Source organism: Pseudomonas sp. BP01, from assembly GCF_022760795.1.
GTDB lineage: Bacteria > Pseudomonadota > Gammaproteobacteria > Pseudomonadales > Pseudomonadaceae > Aquipseudomonas > Aquipseudomonas putida_Q.
Map to the genome: position 1 here is coordinate 1 of NZ_JAFBKA010000045.1, position 21813 is coordinate 21813.

The window sequence follows — 21813 nt, forward strand, 5'->3', positions numbered from 1 at the left end:
ACAGGGGCGGTATTGGGGGGGATGGCACCGGCTTTGCCGGTGTTCGCGGCTGAAGCCGCTCCTACGGGGATCGTGCTTGGCTCGGGGGTGCGCTGTACCTGTGGGGGCGGCCTTGTGTCGCGAAAGGGCTGCAGAGCAGCCCCGGGGATCTATGCATCGCTGCTGAGAACCTGGGGCCGCTTTGCGGCCCGATCGCGACACAAGGCCGCTCCTACAAGGTGAGGGTGTCTGCCTTTAGATGCTGCGTGGGCGGGTGACGCGGTCTACCAGGTAGACCAAGCCGTGGTAGTCGATGCCGCTGTGGCTCGACAGGCCTATTTCGCAGGTGCGGCTGGTGGAGATGCCTTCGCTGCAATACTGCACGGCATCCTTCAGGCTGCGCAGCGAGTGGGCGTTGAGCTCGGGGGTGGTGAAGCCTTTGTCACCGGCAAACCCGCAGCAATGGATGCCTTCGGGGATTACCACCTGTTTGCTGCAACGCCGCGCCAGGTCAATCAAGGCCTGGCTTTCGCCCAGGTGCTGGGTGCTGCAGGTCACGTGCACGGCCACCGGCTCGTCCTGGGGGGTGAACTCCAGGCGGTCGAGCAGGTGGGTGCGGATGAAGCGCACCGGGTCGTACAGGTCCAGCCGGGTTTCGCCCAGGTCTTGCACCAGGCGCAGGGTGCAGGGGCTGGTGTCGCAGTAGATCGGGTCAAGGCCGCCGCGGCTGGCGTGCAGCAGGGCAGCGATCAGCTCCTGGCGCTTGTGCTCGGCCTGTTCGGGGTAACCCTTGGAGGCGAAGGGCTGGCCGCAGCACAGGCTGTCGGCGTTGTCGGGGAACACCACCTGGTAGCCGGCCTTTTCCAGCAGGGCGCGGGTTTTGTCCAGCAGCGAGCTTTGCTCGCGGTCGGCATAGGCCGGGCCCATCACCCGTGACACGCAGGCGGCCAGGTACACCACGCGGGGGCGGGCGTCGTGGCTGGCCGGGCCGAAGCTGATCGGGCGCAGGGGTTGTGGCATGGCCGGGGTCCACTGGGGCAGGCGGCCTTTGCTGGCTTTGCTCAGCGAGGCGCTCAGGCGGCCCAGGCGCGGGGCGCCGAGCAGCTTGCGTGCAGTGTTGGCGGCTGTGAGGGTAAGGCGGGCGCCACCCAGTGCGGTGTGGAAGTGGTCGGCCAGCCAGTCGGCGGTCTTGTTGTGCTCGGCGGCCTGGCTGCGCAGCTTTTTCACCAGCTCGCCGGTGTTGATGCCGACCGGGCAGCGCTGGGCGCACAGGCCGGTGGCGGCGCAGGTGTCGATGCCTTGGTACTGGTAGGTCTGCATCAGTTCGCGGGTGTCGATGCCGGCGCGTTGCTTGGCCTGGATGTCACGCCACATGACAATGCGCTGGCGTGGGCTGAGGGTAAGCCCCTTGGACGGGCACACCGGTTCGCAGAAGCCGCACTCGATGCACTTGTCGACGATTTCGTCGGCGGCTGGCAGCGGCTTGAGGTTTTTCAGGTGGATGTCGGGGTCTTCGCTTAGCACCACGTCGGGGTTGAGGATGCCGTTGGGGTCGAGCAGGCGCTTGAGCTTCCACATCAGCTGGTAGGCGTCATGGCCCCATTCCAGCTCCACGAACGGGGCCATGTTGCGCCCGGTGCCGTGCTCGGCTTTTAGCGAACCGCCAAATTCCACGGCCACCAGTTGCGCCACGTCGTCCATGAACGCCTGGTAACGGGCGACTTCCGCGGCGCTGTTGAAGCCTTGGGTGAAGACGAAGTGCAGGTTGCCTTCCAGCGCATGGCCGAAAATGATCGCTTCGTCGTAGCGGTGCTTGTCGAACAGCAGGATCAGGCGGTTGACGCCTTCTGCCAGTTGCTCGACGGGGAAGGTCACGTCCTCGATGATCACCGTGGTGCCGGTCTGGCGCACGGCGCCGACGGCGGGGAAGGTGTCCTTGCGGATTTTCCACAGCTGGTTGTACACGGCTGGGTCTTCGCTGAAGTCCACCTGCTGTTCCAGCGGGAAGTCGGCGATCGAGGCCATCACCTGGTGCAGTTGTTCGTGCAGCAGGCTCTGGCTGGCGGCGCGGGACTCGATCAGCAGGGCGCAGGCGTTGTCTGACAGGCCTTTTACCCACAGCGGCATGCCGGGCATGTTCTGCACCGAGCGCAGGCTGCGGCGGTCGAGCAGTTCCACGGCAGAAACCGGCTGCTGCTTGAGCACGGGCACCGCGCGGCAGCAGCTTTCGACGCTGGGGAACACCAGCAGGGCGCTGGCCTTGTGCGGGTGGTCGGGTACGGTGTTGTAGGTGACGGCGCTGATGAAGCCCAGCGTGCCTTCGGAACCGACCAGCAGGTGCTGCAGGATGTCCAGCGGCTGGTCGTAGTCCACCAGGGCGTTCAGCGACAGGCCGGTGGTGTTCTTCAGCCGGTATTTGTGCCGGATGCGCTCGGCCAGCGCGGTGTTGGCGCGGGTCTCGCGGGCCAGGCGGGCCAGCGATGCCAGCAGCTCGGCGTGGCTGCTGGCAAAGGCGGCGACGCTGGCCGGGTCTTCGCTGTCCAGGCGGGTGCCGTCGGCCAGCACCAGGCGCAGGCCGGCCAGGGTGTGGTAGGTGTTCTGCGCGGTGCCGCAGCACATGCCGCTGGCGTTGTTGGCAACGATGCCACCAATTTTGCAGGCGTTGATCGAGGCCGGGTCGGGGCCGATCTTGCGCCCGAAGGGGGCCAGCCAGGCGTTGGCCTGGGCGCCGATCACGCCTGGCTGCAGGCGGATCTGCTCGCCCTGGCCACGGATTTCGCGGCCGTTCCAGTTATCGCCGAGCACGATCAGCACCGAGTCGGTGATGGCCTGGCCAGACAGGCTGGTGCCGGCGGCGCGGAAGGTGACCGGCACCCGCTCGCGCTGGGCCAGTTTGATCAGGCCGACCACTTCGTCCTCGGACTCGACGCGCACCACCAGCTTGGGGATCAGCCGGTAGAAGCTGGCGTCGGTGCCAAAGGCCAGGGTGGACGTGGGGTCGTCGAAGCGGCGTTCGGCGGGTATCAGGCGCTCGGCATCACGCAGGAACGCGGCGGGCAAGCTCATGCAGTCTCCTCGCGGGGCTGTGGCGTCTGTGCACCACATGCCCCGGGTCAATCAGGCGGTGTTTCTTGCAGGCGGTCAGGCGCCCAGTTCGCGTACCAGCGAGTCGCGGGTGATCTCGCTGATCGACTTGGCGCCGGTCAGCACCATGGCCACGCGCATTTCCTTCTCGAACAGCTCAAGCAGGTTTTTCACCCCGGCCTGGCCGTGCACGGCAAGGGCGTAGAGGAAGGCGCGGCCGATCAGTACGGTGTCGGCGCCCAGGGCGATCATGCGCACCACGTCGAGGCCACTGCGGATGCCGGAGTCGGCCAGAATCTTCAGGTCGCCTTTGACGGCGTCGGCAATGGCCGGCAGGGCGCGGGCGCTGGACAGCACGCCATCGAGCTGGCGGCCGCCGTGGTTGGATACCACGATGCCGTCGGCGCCGAACTTGACCGCATCGCGGGCGTCATCGGCATCCAGAATGCCCTTGATGATCATCGGGCCGTCCCAGTACTCGCGGATCCACTCCAGGTCTTTCCAGGAGATGGACGGGTCGAAGTTGTTGCCCAGCCAGCCGATGTAGTCGGCCAGGCCGGTGGGGTTGCCGCGGTACTTGGAGATGTTGCCCAGGTCGTGCGGGCGGCCCATCACCCCCACATCCCACGCCCACTCGGGGTGGGTCATGGCTTGCAGCACGCGGCGCAGCGGGCCGTTGCGGCCGCTCATGCCCGAGTGGGCATCGCGGTAGCGGGCGCCGGGTACGGGCATGTCGACTGTGAACACCAGGGTCTTGACCCCGGCGGCCTTGGCCCGCTCCAGGGCGTTGCGCATGAAGCCGCGGTCCTTCAGCACGTACAGCTGGAACCACATCGGCCGGTCGATGGCCGGGGCCACTTCTTCGATCGGGCACACCGACACGGTAGACATGGTGAACGGGATGCCGTGGGCCGCCGCTGCACGCGCCGCCTGCACTTCGCCACGGCGGGCGTACATGCCGGTGAGGCCGACCGGGGCCAGGGCTACCGGCATGCTCAGGGTTTCGTCGAACAGCTTGGTTTCCAGGCTGAGCTCGGACATGTTGTTCAGCACGCGCTGGCGCAGGGCAATGCCGGCCAGGTCCGACACGTTGTGGCGCAAGGTGTGCTCGGCGTAGGCGCCGCCATCGGCGTAGTGGAACAGGAAGGGAGGCAGCTTGCGTTGGGCCGCGGCGCGATAGTCGGTAGAGGCAGAAATGATCATGGATTCTCGCAGCGTTGCTTGTGGGGAGTGCCGGGCGCGCGATGGCGCCCGGCCCCTTTCACTTTAGTGATGAACCAGCATGCCGGTCAGCCAGTAAGCCTGCACCAAGGTGATCAGGCCCACGATGGTGGCAAAGAACAGGCTGTGCTTGACGGTGAAGCGGAACAGGTCGGATTCCTTGCCCACCAGGCCGGTGGCGGCGCAGGCCACGGCAATGGACTGCGGCGAGATCATCTTGCCGGTCACGCCGCCGCTGGTGTTGGCCGCTACCAGCAGGGTGTCGCTGACGCCGATCTGGTGTGCGGTGGTGGCCTGCAGCGAGCTGAACAGGGCGTTGGACGAGGTGTCCGAGCCGGTCAGGAACACGCCCAGCCAGCCAAGGAACGGCGAGAAGAACGGGAACGCGGCGCCGGTGCCGGCCAGTACCAGGGCCATGGTCGAGGACATGCCCGAGTAGTTGGTGACGAAGGCGAAGGCCAGCACCATGCCGATGGACAGGATGGGCCAGCGCAGCTCCCAGAAGGTCTCTTTAAAAGTGGTCAGACCAGTTTTGAAGTTGATCTTCAGCACCGCCATGGAGATCAGCGCCGAGAGGAAGATCGCGGTGCCGGTGGCAGAGATTGGGTCGAGCTTGAACACCGCTGGCATGGCGGTTGGCGCGGCAACGATCGGTGCGGTCTTGATCACCAGCTGGTCGAGGTGCGGGATGGCGAAGTTGAACACGAAGTTGTACATCGCACCGCCCGGGGCGAACGCTGCCTTGAACGGCTTCAGGGTCCAGATGGTGACCAGTACGGTCAGGATCAGGAACGGCGACCAGGCCTTGAAGATTTCGCCAAAGCTGTAAGGGCTAGGCTGGCTGCCACTTGGCTGCACAACGGCTGCGCCGACGCTGCCTTTGGCTTCGCTGAACGAACGCTTTGGCTGCCAGACTTTCAGGAACAGGGTAAGGCAGATCAGGCTGGCCAGCGCCGAGGTGATGTCGGGCAGCTCAGGGCCGATGAAGTTCGACGTGAAGTACTGGGTGACGGCGAAGCTCAGGCCGGCGACCAGGGCGGCAGGCCAGGTTTCTTTCACGCCACGCAGGCCGTCCATCATGAACACCAGCCAGAACGGTACGAACAGCGACAGCAGCGGCAGCTGGCGGCCGGTCATGGCGCCGATGTGGAAGGCGTCGATGCCGGTGACCTGGCCGGCCACGATGATCGGGATGCCCAGGGCGCCGAAGGCCACGGGTGCGGTGTTGGCGATCAGGCACAGGCCGGCGGCGTACAGCGGGTTGAAGCCCAGGCCCACCAGCAGCGCGGCAGTGATTGCCACGGGGGCGCCGAAGCCCGCCGCGCCTTCGAGGAAGGCACCGAAGCAGAAGCCGATCAGCAGCACTTGCAGGCGCTGGTCGTCGGTAATCGACAGCACCGAGCTGCGGATCACTTCGAACTGGCCACTCTTGACCGTGAGTTTGTACAGGAACACCGCGGCCACGATGATCCAGGCAATCGGCCAGAGGCCGTAGAGGAAGCCATAACCTGCGGCAGCGAGGGCCATGTCGACAGGCATCTGGAAGGCAAAGATCGCCACCAAAATCGACAGCGCGAGGGTGATGCTGCCCGCTACGTGGCCTTTCAGGCGGAACACGGCGAGGGCAAGGAAGAAGAACACGATAGGGATGACTGCCGCCAGTGCGGACAGGCCAAGACTACCAAGCGGGCTATAGAGTTGTTGCCAGGTTTGCATATGGGGTGGCCCCTAATTGTTGTTGGTCAGCACTGGCATTGGATAATTGGTAAGACCAATTTACAATGGCTGGTCGCTAGGTTAAAAGCGCTGTCGTGGGTGTGTCAATTTGTCCTGTGCAAAACTTTGGTCGCGTGCCGATGAGCGGGCGCCTGATGCGCTGGCAAAATCGCGGCTTGATGGGTGTTTGCGCGGCCTGGATCGGCGAGAATAGGCGCCCCTGAAATTTGCCGGGGGTTTGTGGAGAACATGTGATGGTTTTTGATCAGGTCCGCCAACGGCGCCTGTCCGACGACATTGTCGATCGGTTGGAAGGGATGATTCTGGAAGGCACGCTGACCTCTGGGCAGCGGCTGCCGGCCGAGCGCGCCCTTGCCGAGCAGTTCGGCGTGTCCCGCCCGTCACTGCGTGAGGCGATCCAGAAACTGGTGGCCAAGGGGCTGCTGGTCAGCCGCCAGGGCGGGGGCAATTTTGTGGCCGAGTCACTGGGTTCTACGTTTAGCGACCCGCTGCTGCAGTTGCTCGAGCACAGTGCCGAGGCGCAGCGCGACCTGCTTGAATTTCGCCATACCCTGGAGGCGTCGTGTGCCTATTACGCTGCCCAGCGTGCCACCGAGCCGGACCGGGCACGTTTGAAGGCGGCCTTCGATGCGTTGCAGGACTGCTACACCCGGGTCGATGAAGTCACTCGGGCAGAGGAGGGTGTGGCCGATGCGCGCTTTCACCTGGCGATTGCCGAGGCCAGCCATAACGCGGTGCTGCTGCACACCATTCGTGGTTTGTTCGACCTGCTCAAGCGCAACGTGGTGACCAACATTGGTGGCATGTACCAGCAACGGACCGAAACCCGGGACATGCTGATCAGTCAGCACCGGGAGCTGTACCTGGCGATTGTCGAGGGCAGGGCGGAGGATGCGCGGGAGGTGTCCAGCCGGCACATTCTGTATGTGCAGGAAGTGCTGCAAGAGGCGCACGAAGAGGCGCAGCGGGTGGCGCGGGCAGAGCGGCGCAGCGGGCGCTGAGATCGGTGCTGGATTCTTCGCGGGCACGCCCGCTCCCACAAGGTAGGCGCCGGGGTTGAACCTGGCGCCGGTCCCTGTGGGAGCGGGCGTGCCCGCGAAGAGGCCGGAACAGGCTTAAGACCGATTAGTCTTCCTTGCCCTTGTTCCGCACAACCCGCTGCAGCTCGCGGTTGGAATCGCGTTCGCGCACGGTGTCGCGCTTGTCGTATTCCTTCTTGCCCTTGCCCAGTGCAATTTCGCACTTGATCAGGTGCTTGCTCCAGTACAGCGACAACGCCACGCAGGTGTAGCCCTTTTGCGCCACAGCCGCTTCCAGCCGCTCGAGCTCGCGCTTGTTCAGCAGCAGCTTGCGGGTGCGGATAGGGTCTGCGATGACGTGGGTGCTGGCGGTGGTCAGCGGGGTGATGTGGCTGCCGAACAGCCAGGCCTCACCGTCCTTGAGCAGCACGTAACTGTCAACGAGGTGCGCCTTGCCAGCTCGCAGGCTTTTTACTTCCCAGCCGGACAGGACCAGCCCGGCCTCGAACTTGTGTTCGATGAAGTAATCGTGTCGCGCTTTTTTATTTTGCGCGATGGTCCCGGTCGGATGTTTTTTTTGCTTAGCCATAGGGGCGGCATTATAGGCAAGTCCGCGCGTCGTCCGCTATGGGATTTCGGTGTGCTTGAGCCACCGGAATGAATACCGGACAATACCAACCCTGTCATACGCACAGAACCTGTTTTCGGCACGCTGCGAAGCGTCGCCACCCAGCCTTGGAAGTGACGCCTGGATGACTACCCATATTCAACGCTCCGCCCTGCTGCCATACCCCGCCCAGGCGCTCTACGATCTGGTCAACGATGTGGCCAGCTACCCAGAGTTTCTGCCGTGGTGCTCGGCCTCGACGGTGATCGACGCCAGCGATACGCACATGCATGCCAAGCTGGAGGTGGCCAAAGGCGGCATGAGCCAGTACTTCGTCACGCGTAACGTGCTGGTGCCGGGCCAGTCTATCGAGATGAACCTGGAGGAAGGGCCGTTCACGCAGCTGCATGGCGTGTGGGTGTTCAAGCCGCTGGGTGAAAAGGCCTGCAAGATCAGCCTGGACCTGTCCTTCGATTATGCCGGGCCGATTGTGCGCGCCACGTTGGGCCCGCTGTTCAATCAGGCGGCCAACACCCTGGTCGATGCGTTCTGCCAACGTGCAAAGCAATTGAATGCCTGACGCATAGCCCGCAAACAAAAAGCCCGGACCAGGTCCGGGCTTTTTTTGCATCTGCTGTTCCGGTTTAGCGGGTTTCCAGCGGTGCGGGGGTCGGGACCGGGGTGGCCTCGATGGTGTCGATTTCGCGCTGGATGGATTCTTCCACCGAGCCTGGCTTGGCCGGTTTTTCTTCTGGCTGGGCCGCTGGTTGCTCTGTCTGGCCTGGCTCGCTGGCTGGGCTGACCGAGGTGTCGCCGCTGCCACCGAGGATTTCCTGGTCGCGGCTGACGCCTGGCATGAAGTCGCCAGACAAGCTGACCAGTTGGTCGCTTTCGTTGAAGAAGATGCTCATGCGCTCTTGCTGGCGTTTACCGCCGCCAGGCTGCAGGCTGTACAGGTAATCCCAACGATTGGTGTTGAAGGTGTCCTGAATCAGCGGGTTGCCCATGATAAACCTTACTTGCCGTCGGGTCATTCCCGGGCGTAATTGGTCTATCATGTCCTGCGTGACGACATTGCCCTGCTGGATGTCGATTTTGTAAACCCCGGGAAACGAGCAACCGGCGAGTGCGAGCAGTCCCACTAGGGTGAGGCTGGTTAGCAAGAGCTTGGTGTTTTGCATCGGTGGGCGACTTCCACTATCTTGGCTGGACAACGTAAACCCCGATCATACCCGTATTAAGAGAAGCTGCGAAGCAGCATCGGCGAGAAAGCTGACCATGGTTGAAAATAGCGAATTGCGCAAAGCCGGTCTCAAGGTGACCCTGCCTCGAGTCAAGATCCTTCAGATGCTCGATTCCACCGAGCAGCGTCACATGAGTGCCGAGGATGTTTACAAGGCACTGATGGAAGCAGGCGAGGACGTAGGCCTGGCCACCGTCTATCGCGTGCTGACCCAGTTCGAAGCAGCGGGTCTGGTGGTTCGCCACAACTTCGACGGCGGTCACGCAGTGTTCGAGCTGGCCGATGGCGGTCACCATGACCATATGGTGAACGTGGAGACCAGTGAAGTCATCGAATTCATGGATGCCGAAATCGAGAAGCGCCAGCGCGAAATCGTAGCCGAGCATGGCTTCGAGCTGGTGGACCACAATCTGGTCCTGTATGTGCGTAAGAAGAAGTAACGATTTTTTATCGTTATGAATGACAAAGGCGACCTTCGGGTCGCCTTTGTGCTTTCTGCTTCGGGCAGATTAATTGGGTTGCCTGCACTGGCCCTATCGCCGGCAAGCCAGCTCCCACAGGTACACCACGTATTTCAGGTCCTGTGGTCACCCTGTGGGAGCTGGCTTGCCGGCGATAGGGCCAGTGCAGGTAGCATCAAGCCTTGCCAGAAACCACCATCTTGCGCGCATGCGCCAGGGATTCCTTGGTCAGGTCAATGCCGCCCAGCATCCGTGCCACTTCCTCGACCCGCTCGCGCTTGCCCAGGCTGGCCACGGCGGTGTGGGTGGTGTCGCTGTTACGCACCTTGTGCACAAACAAGTGGTGATGCCCTTGCGCCGCAACCTGTGGCAAGTGAGTCACGGTCAGCACCTGGCCGCGCTCGCCCAAGCGGCGCAACAACTGGCCGACAATTTCGGCAGTAGGGCCGCCGATACCCACGTCGACTTCGTCGAACACCAGGGTAGGAATGCGCGATGTCTGGGCGGTAATCACCTGGATCGCCAGGCTGATACGTGACAGTTCGCCACCCGAAGCCACCTTTGCCAAGCCCTTCAGCGGTTGGCCGGGGTTGGCGCTGACCAGCAGTTCGATCTGCTCCAGGCCATGCGGTGACAGGTCTGCCCCCTCGGTGGGCGTCAGCTCGATGCGGAAACGCCCGCCGGGCATGCCCAGGCGCTGGATTTCCTGCTCGACGGCGCCCGCCAGTTGCTGCGCGGCTTGCTGGCGCAGGGCGCTGAGCTCGCGGGCGCGCTCTTTATAGTGGTGTGCGAAAGCCGCCAGCTCTTCGCCCAGCCGTTCGATCGACTCGTCACTGGCGTTCAGGCCTTCGATTTCTTCCATCAGCTGTTGCTGCAGGTGAGGCAGTTCAGTGGGGTGCACGCGGTGTTTGCGCGCCAGTGTATAGATGGTGTCGAGGCGTTCTTCCAAAGCCTGCAGGCGCATGGGGTCGGCGTCGAAGTTGTCGAGGAAGCGGTTGAGCTCGCCCACGGCTTCTTCTACCTGGATCTGCGCGCTGGCAATAAGGTTGGCGGCTTCGCCCAAGGCCTTGGGCGAATGGGTGGCAGCGCCCAGCCGGTTGAGGCTGGTGGTGAGGGCGCTAAGCACGTTGCCCGAATCGCTTTCACTGCACTGGTCGATCACCTGGCGACAAATGCCGAACAGCGCTTCGGCGCTGGTCAGGTTCTTGTGCTCCTGCTCCAGTTGCTCCAGCTCGTGCTCGCCCAGGCCGAGGTTGTCCAGCTCTTCCAGCTGGTAGCTGAGCAACTGATGGCGGGCGCGCTGCTCGTCACCTGAATTGGACAGCCGCTCCAGCTCCAGGCGGGTCTGGTTCCAGCGCTTGGCGGCCAGATGCACCTGGCGGGCCAGGTCGACGGCGCCGGCGTACTCGTCGAGCAGGCGGCGGTGGGTGTCAGTCTTGAGCAGCGACTGGTGCTCGTGCTGGCTGTGGATATCGATCAGCAGCTCGCCCAGCGCCTTGAGGTCGCCCAGCGGGCACGGCGTGCCATTGATGTAGCCGCGGCTGCGGCCTTCGGCGGTGATGACCCGACGCAGGATGCACAGCCCGTCGTTGTCCAGGTCGCGTTCGGCCAGCCAGGCGTGGGCCTCGGGGATGTCTACCAGGTCGAAGGTGGCGAGGATGTCTGCCTTGTCGGTGCCAGGGCGCACCACGCCACTGTCAGCCCGGTCGCCCAGGGCCAGGCCCAGGGCGTCGAGCATGATCGATTTGCCGGCACCGGTCTCGCCCGTGATGACGGACATGCCGCGGGCAATTTCGAGGTCGAGGTGCTCGACGATGGCGTAGTTGTGAATGGACAGGTGCACCAGCATGAGGGGCGGCTCCCGAAAGTCAGGTCTGGTTATTTATACAGTACTTTTTTCAGGCCTGCCAATGCCCCTTGGCAGATTCTGTTGCAGCCTGGAAAACCACCTTGCCCCTTGAAGCTGGTTTTTCCGGCCCCATATAGCCGACATCACAGGCGAGCCTGGCTCGCAGTCCACAAAATTGCGCAGGAGAGACCCCATGGCTGATGAACAGCTGAACGAGAAAGACCTTAACGTGGAAGAAACCGGTGCAGGCACTGCAGCTGACACCCGTGTTCTGGAGCTCGAGGAACAGCTGGCCGCAGCCAAGGACCAGGCGCTGCGCGCCGTTGCCGACGTGCAGAACGTGCGCCGTCGTGCCGAGCAGGATGTGGAGAAAGCCCACAAGTTCGCTCTGGAAAAGTTCTCCAGCGACCTGCTGCCGGTGATCGACAGCCTGGAGCTGGCGCTGACCCACTCCAGTGCCGACGATGAGCACGTCAAGCAGATCCGCGAAGGTGTCGAGCTGACCCTGAAAATGTTCCAGGACACCCTCAAGCGCTACAACCTTGAAGCTGTCGACCCGCACGGCCAGCCGTTCAACCCTGAGCACCACCAGGCCATGGCCATGCAGGAAAACGGCGAAGTCGAGCCAAACAGCGTGCTGAATGTGTTCCAGAAGGGTTACCTGCTGAACGGCCGCCTGCTGCGCCCCGCCATGGTGGTGGTCAGCAAGGCGCCGAGCGCGGCGCAACCCTCGATCAATGAAAAGGCTTGAAATCCGTCTGGGCAACCCCATCTAGGTGTCAAGCCTTCAAGTATTACCGCAGTTGGCCAAAGTAGTCGCTGCTACCAAATTCAAGTTTCGGGAGAGTTAACATGGGCAAAATCATCGGTATCGACCTGGGGACCACCAACTCGTGCGTCTCCATCCTGGAAAACGGTAACGTCAAAGTCATCGAAAACGCCGAAGGTGCGCGTACCACCCCTTCGATCGTGGCCTACGCCAACGATGGCGAAATCCTGGTAGGTCAGTCGGCCAAGCGCCAGGCTGTGACCAACCCGCACAACACCCTGTTCGCGGTAAAGCGCCTGATCGGCCGCCGCTTCGAAGAGCAGGTCGTGCAGAAAGACATCGAGCTGGTTCCGTACAAAATCGCCAAGGCTGACAACGGTGACGCCTGGGTCGAAGTGAACGGCCAGAAAATGGCACCGCCGCAAATCAGCGCCGAAGTGCTGAAAAAGATGAAGAAAACCGCCGAAGACTACCTCGGCGAGCCGGTTACCGAAGCGGTCATCACCGTTCCGGCCTACTTCAACGACAGCCAGCGTCAGGCGACCAAAGACGCCGGCCGCATCGCTGGCCTGGACGTAAAACGCATCATCAACGAACCGACCGCTGCTGCGCTGGCCTACGGCATGGACAAGGCCAAGGGCGACCACACTGTCATCGTTTATGACCTGGGTGGCGGTACCTTCGACGTTTCGGTCATCGAAATCGCCGAGGTCGACGGTGAGCACCAGTTCGAAGTACTGGCTACCAACGGCGACACCTTCCTGGGTGGCGAAGACTTCGACATGCTGCTGATCGACTACCTGGTCGAAGAGTTCAAGAAAGAGTCCGGCATGAACCTGAAGGGCGACCCGCTGGCCATGCAGCGCCTGAAGGAAGCTGCCGAGAAGGCCAAGATCGAGCTGTCGTCTGCTCAGTCGACCGACGTCAACCTGCCGTACATCACTGCAGATGCCACCGGTCCTAAGCACCTGAACGTTAAAATCTCCCGCGCCAAGCTGGAGTCGCTGGTTGAAGGGCTGGTGCAGCGCACCATCGAGCCTTGCCGCATCGCCCTGAAAGATGCCGGCATCGACGCCAGCAAGATCGACGACGTGATCCTGGTCGGTGGCCAGACCCGTATGCCATTGGTGCAGAAAACCGTTGCTGACTTCTTCGGTAAAGAAGCCCGCAAGGACGTCAACCCGGACGAAGCCGTCGCCATGGGCGCTGCCATCCAGGGTGCTGTTCTGGCCGGTGACGTGAAAGACGTGCTGCTGCTGGACGTCAGCCCGCTGACCCTGGGTATCGAAACCATGGGTGGCGTGATGACCGCGCTGATCGAGAAGAACACCACCATTCCGACCAAGAAGTCGCAGGTGTTCTCGACTGCCGACGACAACCAGGGCGCCGTGACCATTCACGTGCTGCAAGGTGAGCGTAAGCAGGCCGCGCAGAACAAATCGCTGGGCAAGTTCGACCTGGCCGACATTCCACCGGCTCCACGTGGCGTGCCGCAGATCGAAGTTACCTTCGACATCGACGCCAACGGCATCCTGCACGTCAGCGCCAAAGACAAGGCTACCGGCAAGTCGCAGTCGATCGTGATCAAGGCCAACTCCGGCCTGTCGGATGACGAAATCGAGCGCATGGTGCGTGACGCTGAGGCCAACGCCGAGGAAGACCGCAAGTTCGAAGAGCTGGCCGCTGCCCGTAACCAGGGTGACGCGCTGGTGCACTCGACCCGCAAGATGGTCGCTGACGCGGGTGACAAGGCCACTGCTGAAGAGAAGACTGCCATCGAAGCGGCCGTGGTTGCCCTGGAAGCCGCCGTCAAAGGCGACGACAAGGCTGCCATCGATGCCAAGGTCGAAGAGCTGTCCAAGGTCTCTGCCCCGGTTGCCCAGAAGATGTACGCCGAGCAGTCGGCCGAACAGCCTCAGGGTGGCGCGCAGCAGGCCGAGCCGGAAGCCAAGCACGATGACGTGGTTGACGCCGAGTTCGAAGAAGTAAAAGGCGACGACAAGAAGTAATCGTTGCATGTTGTCGGCCAGTTCACCGCCGTTTGGCGGTGAACTGGTAGGATGTCGCCGCGCGGGGGCTTGCTCCCGCGTTGGCGTATCTGGAATTCGAGAATTTTTACAGCATCTGTCAGCCACCTTGGGTGGCGCAGGCAGGTGCTGACGGCGCGGCGCAGATGCCAGACGCCCAACAAGGTGCAAATGACCTATGTCCAAGCGTGATTACTATGAGGTTCTGGGTGTCGAGCGCGGCGCCAGTGAAGCTGACCTCAAAAAGGCTTATCGCCGTCTGGCGATGAAGTACCACCCGGACCGCAATCCGGGTGACAAAGAGTCGGAAGACATGTTCAAGGAGGCCAACGAGGCCTACGAAGTGTTGTCTGATGCCAGCAAGCGCGCGGCGTTCGACCAGTATGGCCATGCCGGTGTCGACCCGAGCATGGGCGGTGGCGGTGCCGGTTTCGGTGGCGCCAACTTTTCCGACATCTTCGGTGATGTATTCAGCGACTTCTTTGGTGGCGGCGGCCGCGGCGGCGGACGTGGCGGTGCCCAGCGCGGCAGCGACCTGCGCTACACCCTGGAGCTGAACCTGGAAGAAGCGGTGCGTGGCACCACGGTCAGCATCCGTGTGCCTACCTTGGTCAACTGCCAGCCTTGCGATGGCTCTGGTGCCAAGAAGGGTTCGACCCCGTCCACCTGCCCGACTTGCGGTGGTATCGGCCAGGTGCGCATGCAGCAAGGCTTCTTCTCGGTGCAGCAAACCTGCCCGCGCTGCCATGGCCAGGGCAAGATCATTACCGACCCGTGCGCCTCGTGCCACGGCGAGGGCCGTGTCGAGGAATACAAGACGCTGTCGGTCAAGGTGCCGGCAGGTGTCGATACCGGCGACCGCATCCGCCTGTCGGGCGAGGGCGAGGCCGGTACCCATGGTGGCCCGACTGGCGACCTGTACGTGGTGATCAGTGTGCGTGAGCACGAGATCTTCCAGCGCGATGGCAAGCACCTGTACTGCGAAGTGCCCATCAGCTACACCGATGCCGCCCTGGGTGGCGAGCTGGAAGTGCCGACCCTCGATGGTCGCGTGAAGCTGAAAATTCCGGAAGGCACCCAGACTGGCAAGCAGTTCCGTCTGCGTGGCAAGGGTGTGGCGCCGGTGCGCGGTGGTGGTGCGGGCGACCTGCTGTGCCGTGTGGCGGTGGAAACCCCGGTCAACCTCAGCCGCCGTCAGCGCGAGCTGCTTGAAGAGCTGCGTGACTCGCTGGAAGGCGACAGCTCCCACTCGCCCAAGGCCAGTGGCTGGTTCGATGGCGTGAAGCGCTTCTTCGGCGATCTCTGACAAGGAAAAGGCTATGCGACGTATTGCAGTGATGGGCGCGGCAGGGCGGATGGGCAAGACCCTGATCGAGGCCGTGCAGCAAACCCCGGGTGCCGGCCTGACGGCGGCGATCGATCGCCCTGACAGCTCGCTGGTCGGGGCTGACGCCGGTGAGCTGGCGGCACTGGGCCGGATCGGTGTGCTGTTGTCCGATGATCTGGTCAAGGTCGCCGATGAGTTCGATGTGCTCATCGACTTCACTCACCCTTCGGTGACCCTGAAAAACCTTGCATTTTGCCGCAAGCACGGCAAGGCGATGATCATCGGCACCACCGGTTTTACAGCTGAAGAGAAGCAGCTGTTGGCCGAGGCCGGCAAGGACATTCCAATCGTCTTCGCTGCCAACTTCAGCGTGGGTGTGAACCTTAGCCTGAAGTTGCTGGACATGGCCGCGCGGGTGCTGGGCGATGATGTCGACATCGAGATCATCGAAGCGCACCACCGGCACAAGGTCGATGCGCCGTCGGGTACCGCGCTGCGCATGGGTGAAGTGGTTGCCAATGCGCTGGGCCGAAACCTGCAGGAAGTGGCCGTGTATGGTCGCGAAGGGCAGACCGGTGCGCGTGATCGCAAGACCATCGGCTTCGCCACTGTGCGTGCCGGCGATGTGGTGGGTGATCACACCGTGCTGTTCGCTGCCGAAGGCGAGCGTCTGGAGATCACGCACAAGGCGTCCAGCCGCATGACCTTCGCCAAGGGCGCTGTGCGTGCGGCGCTGTGGCTGGATGGGCGTGAGGCTGGCTTGTACGACATGCAGGATGTGCTGGAGCTGCGCTGACGCTTGCAGCGATTGTGATGGCCCTATCGCCGGCAAGCCGGCTCCCGCAGGGGCGTGCAAACCTTCGGGTGGGTGCATGACATGTGGGAGCCGGCTTGCCGGCGATGGGGTGCAAGGCACCCCCTGTCGCAATCATGTGTTTTAGAGACACATCTACGGTAGACCGAAAACGCACTTTTCTGTAAGCTACAGCTTTAGTGTGTCCACTAAAAGCGCGCAGCGAATTGAATTCAGCACATGAAAGCGGGGTGACGTGTCCATACGTCACTCCGCTTTTTTGCAACCTGCGATCGCCCTTTCATGCTTGATTTACGGGAGGTCTTCTTGACAAAGCCAGCCATACTCGCCCTTGCCGACGGCAGTATTTTTCGCGGTGAAGCCATCGGTGCCGACGGTCAGACCGTTGGTGAGGTGGTATTCAACACCGCTATGACCGGCTACCAGGAAATCCTTACAGACCCTTCCTACGCGCAGCAAATCGTTACCCTGACCTATCCGCACATCGGCAACACCGGTACTACGCCGGAAGATGCCGAGTCGAACCGCGTCTGGTCCGCTGGCCTGGTCATCCGTGACCTGCCGCTGCTGGCCAGCAACTGGCGTAACACCCAGTCGCTGCCTGAGTACCTCAAGGCCAACAACGTTGTTGCCATCGCTGGCATCGACACCCGTCGCCTGACCCGTATCCTGCGTGAAAAGGGCGCCCAGAACGGTTGCATCCTCGCCGGTGACAACATCAGCGAAGAAGCCGCCATCGCCGCCGCCCGTGGCTTCCCTGGCCTGAAGGGCATGGACCTGGCCAAGGTGGTTTCCACCAAGGAACGCTACGAGTGGCGCTCCAGCGTGTGGGAGCTGAAAACCGACAGCCACCCGACCATCGAAGCTGCCGACCTGCCGTACCACGTGGTTGCCTTCGACTACGGCGTCAAGCTGAACATCCTGCGCATGCTGGTGGCCCGTGGCTGCCGCGTGACCGTGGTGCCGGCCCAGACCCCAGCCAGCGAAGTGCTGGCGCTCAACCCGGACGGCGTGTTCCTGTCCAACGGCCCGGGTGACCCTGAGCCGTGCGACTACGCCATCCAGGCGATCAAGGAAATCCTCGAAACCGAGATTCCGGTATTCGGCATCTGCCTCGGCCACCAGCTGCTGGCCCTGGCGTCCGGCGCCAAGACCGTGAAAATGGGCCATGGTCACCACGGTGCCAACCACCCGGTCCAGGACCTGGACAGCGGCGTGGTCATGATCACCAGCCAGAACCACGGTTTTGCTGTTGACGAAGCCACCCTGCCGGGCAACGTTCGCGCCATCCACAAGTCGCTGTTCGACGGCACCCTGCAGGGTATCGAACGCACCGACAAGAGCGCGTTCAGCTTCCAGGGCCACCCTGAAGCGAGCCCTGGCCCGACCGACGTCGCGCCACTGTTCGATCGTTTCACCGATGCCATGGCCAAGCGCCGCTGAGCATCCTGCTTCAAGGCCCCGGGCCGGCTCGCGCCGCGCCCGGAAGCGCCTGACCCAGATTGTTCAAAGCGGCTTGCCGACTGACCCCGGATTTGAGTGACCACCATGCCAAAACGTACAGACATCAAAAGCATCCTGATTCTCGGTGCCGGCCCGATCGTGATCGGCCAGGCCTGCGAATTCGACTACTCCGGCGCCCAGGCCTGCAAGGCTTTGCGCGAGGAAGGTTTCCGCGTCATCCTGGTGAACTCCAACCCAGCCACCATCATGACCGACCCGGCCATGGCCGACGCCACCTACATCGAGCCGATCAAGTGGCAGTCGGTGGCCAAGATCATCGAGAAAGAGCGCCCGGACGCCGTCTTGCCGACCATGGGTGGCCAGACCGCACTGAACTGCGCCCTGGACCTGGAGCGCCACGGCGTTCTGGAGAAGTTCGGCGTAGAGATGATCGGTGCCAACGCCGACACCATCGACAAGGCTGAAGACCGTTCGCGCTTCGACAAGGCCATGAAAGACATCGGCCTGGAGTGCCCGCGCTCCGGTATTGCCCACAGCATGGAAGAGGCCAATGCGGTCCTCGAAAAGCTCGGCTTCCCGTGCATCATCCGCCCATCGTTCACCATGGGTGGCACTGGCGGTGGTATCGCTTACAATCGTGAAGAATTCGAAGAAATCTGCACCCGTGGTCTGGACCTGTCGCCGACCAAAGAGCTGCTGATCGACGAATCGCTGATCGGCTGGAAAGAGTACGAGATGGAAGTGGTCCGCGACAAAAAGGACAACTGCATCATCGTCTGCTCGATCGAAAACTTCGACCCGATGGGCGTGCACACCGGTGACTCGATCACCGTTGCTCCAGCGCAGACCCTGACCGACAAGGAATACCAGATCATGCGCAACGCCTCGCTGGCGGTGCTGCGTGAAATCGGTGTTGAAACCGGCGGTTCCAACGTGCAGTTCGGTATCTGCCCAGACACCGGCCGCATGGTCGTCATCGAGATGAACCCGCGTGTATCGCGTTCGTCCGCCCTGGCTTCGAAGGCCACCGGCTTCCCGATCGCCAAGATCGCCGCCAAGCTGGCCATCGGTTACACCCTCGACGAACTGCAGAACGACATCACTGGCGGCCGCACCCCGGCTTCCTTCGAGCCGTCGATCGACTACGTCGTCACCAAGCTGCCGCGCTTCGCCTTCGAGAAATTCCCGAAAGCCGACGCCCGCCTGACCACCCAGATGAAATCCGTGGGTGAAGTCATGGCCATCGGCCGCACCTTCCAGGAGTCCCTGCAAAAAGCCCTGCGCGGCCTGGAAGTGGGCGCCTGTGGTCTGGACCCGAAAGTCGACCTGGCCAGCCCTGAAGCTGCCGGCATCCTCAAGCGCGAGCTGACTGTGCCGGGCGCCGAGCGTATCTGGTACGTCGCTGACGCCATGCGTTCGGGCATGACCTGCGAAGAAATCTTTGCCCTGACCGGCATCGACATGTGGTTCCTGGTGCAGATGGAAGATCTGATCAAGGAAGAAGAGAAGGTCAAGACCCTGGCCCTGTCGTCTATCGACAAGAGCCTGATGCTGCGCCTCAAGCGCAAAGGTTTCTCGGACCAGCGCCTGGCTGTGCTGCTGGGTATTACCGACAAGAACCTGCGCCGTCACCGTCACAAGCTCGAAGTGTTCCCGGTGTACAAGCGCGTCGACACCTGCGCCGCCGAGTTTGCCACCGACACCGCCTACCTGTACTCCACCTACGAGGAAGAGTGCGAGGCCAACCCGTCGACCCGCGACAAGATCATGATCCTGGGTGGCGGCCCGAACCGTATCGGCCAAGGTATCGAGTTCGACTATTGCTGCGTGCACGCCGCCCTGGCGCTGCGTGAAGACGGTTACGAGACCATCATGGTCAACTGCAACCCGGAAACCGTCTCCACCGACTACGACACCTCCGACCGCCTGTACTTCGAGCCACTGACGCTGGAAGACGTGCTGGAAGTGTGCCGCGTCGAGAAACCGAAAGGCGTGATCGTGCACTACGGCGGCCAGACCCCGCTGAAACTGGCCCGTGCCCTGGAAGAAGCCGGCGTACCGATCATCGGTACCAGCCCGGACGCCATCGACCGCGCCGAAGACCGTGAGCGCTTCCAGCAGATGGTTCAGCGCCTGAACCTGCTGCAGCCGCCAAACGCTACCGTGCGCAGCGAAGAAGAAGCTATCCGCGCTGCTGGCAGCATCGGTTACCCGCTGGTGGTGCGCCCGTCGTACGTACTGGGCGGCCGCGCCATGGAAATCGTCTACGAACTGGACGAGCTCAAACGCTACCTGCGTGAAGCGGTACAAGTGTCGAACGACAGCCCGGTACTGCTCGACCACTTCCTCAACTGCGCCATCGAGATGGACGTGGATGCGGTGTGCGACGGCACTGACGTTGTGATCGGCGCCATCATGCAGCACATCGAGCAGGCCGGCGTTCACTCCGGTGACTCGGCGTGCTCGCTGCCACCTTACTCGCTGAGCAAGGAAGTGCAGGACGAAGTCCGCGTACAGGTCGCCAAAATGGCCCTGGAGCTGGGCGTTGTCGGCCTGATGAACGTGCAGCTGGCCCTGCAAGGCGACAAGATCTACGTGATCGAAGTCAACCCGCGCGCCTCGCGTACCGTGCCGTTCGTGTCCAAGTGCATCGGCACTTCCCTGGCTATGATCGCCGCCCGCGTAATGGCCGGCAAAACCCTGAAAGAGCTGGGCTTCACCCAGGAAATCATCCCGAACTTCTACAGCGTCAAGGAAGCCGTCTTCCCGTTCGCCAAGTTCCCGGGGGTTGACCCGATCCTCGGCCCTGAGATGAAATCGACCGGTGAAGTCATGGGTGTCGGTGACACCTTCGGTGAAGCGTTCGCCAAAGCCCAGATGGGTGCCAGCGAAGTGCTGCCGACCGGTGGTACCGCGTTCATCAGCGTGCGTGACGACGACAAGCCGCAAGTGGCTGGCGTTGCCCGCGACCTGATCGCCCTGGGCTTCGAAGTGGTTGCAACTGCTGGCACCGCCAAGGTTATCGAAGCGGCGGGCCTGAAAGTGCGCCGTGTGAACAAGGTGACCGAAGGCCGCCCGCACGTGGTCGACATGATCAAGAACGACGAAGTGTCGCTGATCATCAACACCACCGAAGGCCGCCAGTCGATTGCCGATTCCTACTCGATTCGTCGCAATGCGCTGCAGCACAAGATTTACTGCACCACTACCATTGCGGCCGGTGAAGCCATCTGCGAGGCGCTGAAATTTGGTCCGGAAAAGACCGTTCGTCGCCTGCAAGATCTGCATGCAGGACTGAAAGCATGAGCATTACCAAGTACCCGATGACCGTCCAGGGCGCTCGCGCCCTGGAAGAGGAGCACCTGTTCCTGAGCAAGACCGAGCGCCCGCGCCTGAGCCAGGCGATCGGTGAAGCGCGCGAACTGGGCGACCTCAAGGAAAACGCCGAATACCATGCTGCCCGTGAAGAGCAGGGCATGGTCGAGGCGCGTATCCGCGATATTGAAGGCCGTCTGCAGAACTCGGTCGTGATCGACGTGACCACCATCCCTCACACCGGCAAGGTGATTTTCGGTACCACCGTGGTACTGGCCAACACCGAAACCGATGAAGAGGTGACCTACCAGATCGTCGGCGAAGATGAAGCCGACGTGAAGCAGGGCAAGCTGTCGAGCGGCGCACCCATTGCCCGTGCCATCATCGGCAAGGAAGAAGGTGACACCGTCGTCGTCAAGACGCCTAGCGGCACGGTCGAGTACGAGATTGTCGAAGTCAAGCACATCTGACCGGCGCCTGCGGGCGCCATCCCTGGAGGGGATCCTCTGGCAACTGGCCCAGGTTTTCTGGGTCGGTGGCCTGTGGGTGTTCCATGTAGGGCTGGTGCCTGCGCTCAAGGTCAGTGGCCTGGCCCCGCTGCTGGTGCAGGATATCGCCGGGCAGATCGACCGCTGGTTGATCGGCGTGGCGTTGCTTGGCTTGTTGACCCAGCTGGCAGTGCTGGCAAGGGTGGACGGCCTGGCGGCCTGGTGGCGGCAGTTCCGTGGCCAGATGCTGTTGCTCGGCTTCGGTGCCTGCGTGGGGTATTACACCTTGCGCTACGGCATTTCGGTGGGCGAGCGCTGGCAGATGTTCTGCTTCCTGGTGCTGGGCTTTTCCGGCATCGTGCTGGTGGCCCAGCCGGTGCCGGTCAGGGCGCGTTCATCGCGCCACTGA

Annotated in this window: 17 protein-coding genes; 11 read left to right on the plus strand and 6 right to left on the minus strand. The window is 62.7% G+C overall.

All coding sequences use genetic code 11. The annotated features are described in order from the left end of the window. Window positions 1-234: 234 nt before the first annotated feature. From JOY50_RS26695 to JOY50_RS26705, 3 genes are all read right to left on the minus strand, one after another. Complete coding sequence (locus tag JOY50_RS26695; RefSeq protein WP_132844359.1) at window positions 235-3045, minus strand: FAD-binding and (Fe-S)-binding domain-containing protein; 2811 nt, start codon at window positions 3043-3045, stop codon at window positions 235-237. 75 nt (window positions 3046-3120) lie between these two features. Further along, on the minus strand, window positions 3121-4266 hold the full coding sequence (lldD, locus tag JOY50_RS26700; protein WP_019470436.1) for an FMN-dependent L-lactate dehydrogenase LldD: 1146 nt from the start codon (window positions 4264-4266) through the stop codon (window positions 3121-3123). 63 nt (window positions 4267-4329) lie between these two features. After that, window positions 4330-6000 carry a lactate permease LctP family transporter gene (locus JOY50_RS26705; protein WP_019470437.1) on the minus strand — a complete coding sequence of 557 codons (1671 nt, stop codon included), beginning with the start codon at window positions 5998-6000 and terminating at the stop codon, window positions 4330-4332. Between the two features lie 254 nt (window positions 6001-6254). Here JOY50_RS26705 and JOY50_RS26710 point away from each other — a divergent pair, with 254 nt between their 5' ends. After that, entirely contained in the window at window positions 6255-7022 is a 768-nt protein-coding gene (locus JOY50_RS26710; RefSeq protein WP_016501656.1) for an FCD domain-containing protein, read from the plus strand. Window positions 7023-7146: 124 nt separating this feature from the next. On the opposite strand, the gene smpB is transcribed toward JOY50_RS26710, so the two are convergent. Beyond that, the gene (smpB, locus tag JOY50_RS26715) at window positions 7147-7629 is read right to left on the minus strand and encodes an SsrA-binding protein SmpB (RefSeq protein ID WP_016501655.1); all 483 of its coding nucleotides are present in this window, start codon (window positions 7627-7629) and stop codon (window positions 7147-7149) included. Window positions 7630-7792: 163 nt separating this feature from the next. On the opposite strand from smpB, the gene JOY50_RS26720 reads away from it, so the two are divergent. Next, window positions 7793-8227 (plus strand): type II toxin-antitoxin system RatA family toxin, encoded by a 435-nt coding sequence (locus JOY50_RS26720; RefSeq protein WP_019470439.1) that lies wholly within the window; start codon window positions 7793-7795, stop codon window positions 8225-8227. A 64-nt stretch (window positions 8228-8291) separates the two neighbouring features. Here the strand turns inward: JOY50_RS26720 and JOY50_RS26725 are convergent, their stop codons facing one another. After that, window positions 8292-8828 carry an outer membrane protein assembly factor BamE gene (locus JOY50_RS26725; RefSeq protein WP_026034351.1) on the minus strand — a complete coding sequence of 179 codons (537 nt, stop codon included), beginning with the start codon at window positions 8826-8828 and terminating at the stop codon, window positions 8292-8294. Window positions 8829-8925: 97 nt separating this feature from the next. Between JOY50_RS26725 and fur the strand changes: the two genes are divergently transcribed. Next, window positions 8926-9330, plus strand: coding sequence for a ferric iron uptake transcriptional regulator (gene fur / locus JOY50_RS26730; RefSeq protein WP_019470441.1), 405 nt, complete (start codon window positions 8926-8928; stop codon window positions 9328-9330). A 196-nt stretch (window positions 9331-9526) separates the two neighbouring features. Here the strand turns inward: fur and recN are convergent, their stop codons facing one another. Next, window positions 9527-11200 carry a DNA repair protein RecN gene (recN, locus tag JOY50_RS26735; RefSeq protein ID WP_132844362.1) on the minus strand — a complete coding sequence of 558 codons (1674 nt, stop codon included), beginning with the start codon at window positions 11198-11200 and terminating at the stop codon, window positions 9527-9529. A gap of 193 nt (window positions 11201-11393) precedes the next feature. On the opposite strand from recN, the gene grpE reads away from it, so the two are divergent. From grpE to JOY50_RS26775, 8 genes are all read left to right on the plus strand, one after another. Beyond that, window positions 11394-11951, plus strand: coding sequence for a nucleotide exchange factor GrpE (gene grpE, locus JOY50_RS26740; protein ID WP_019470443.1), 558 nt, complete (start codon window positions 11394-11396; stop codon window positions 11949-11951). 101 nt (window positions 11952-12052) lie between these two features. Further along, window positions 12053-13978, plus strand: coding sequence for a molecular chaperone DnaK (gene dnaK / locus JOY50_RS26745; RefSeq protein WP_132844365.1), 1926 nt, complete (start codon window positions 12053-12055; stop codon window positions 13976-13978). A gap of 196 nt (window positions 13979-14174) precedes the next feature. Continuing rightward, the gene (gene dnaJ, locus JOY50_RS26750) at window positions 14175-15302 is read left to right on the plus strand and encodes a molecular chaperone DnaJ (protein ID WP_019470445.1); all 1128 of its coding nucleotides are present in this window, start codon (window positions 14175-14177) and stop codon (window positions 15300-15302) included. Between the two features lie 13 nt (window positions 15303-15315). Further along, window positions 15316-16119: a 4-hydroxy-tetrahydrodipicolinate reductase gene (dapB, locus tag JOY50_RS26755; RefSeq protein WP_132844367.1), complete on the plus strand. Its 804-nt coding sequence runs from the start codon at window positions 15316-15318 to the stop codon at window positions 16117-16119. A 324-nt stretch (window positions 16120-16443) separates the two neighbouring features. Beyond that, on the plus strand, window positions 16444-17580 hold the full coding sequence (gene carA / locus JOY50_RS26760; RefSeq protein ID WP_016501647.1) for a glutamine-hydrolyzing carbamoyl-phosphate synthase small subunit: 1137 nt from the start codon (window positions 16444-16446) through the stop codon (window positions 17578-17580). Between the two features lie 105 nt (window positions 17581-17685). Continuing rightward, on the plus strand, window positions 17686-20907 hold the full coding sequence (gene carB / locus JOY50_RS26765; protein WP_019470447.1) for a carbamoyl-phosphate synthase large subunit: 3222 nt from the start codon (window positions 17686-17688) through the stop codon (window positions 20905-20907). 2 nt (window positions 20908-20909) lie between these two features. Further along, window positions 20910-21386, plus strand: a complete 477-nt coding sequence (gene greA, locus JOY50_RS26770; RefSeq protein ID WP_024717413.1) for a transcription elongation factor GreA — start codon at window positions 20910-20912, stop codon at window positions 21384-21386. Then, window positions 21364-21813 carry a hypothetical protein gene (locus JOY50_RS26775; protein WP_019470448.1) on the plus strand — a complete coding sequence of 150 codons (450 nt, stop codon included), beginning with the start codon at window positions 21364-21366 and terminating at the stop codon, window positions 21811-21813. The genes greA and JOY50_RS26775 overlap by 23 nt, the downstream gene beginning before the upstream one ends.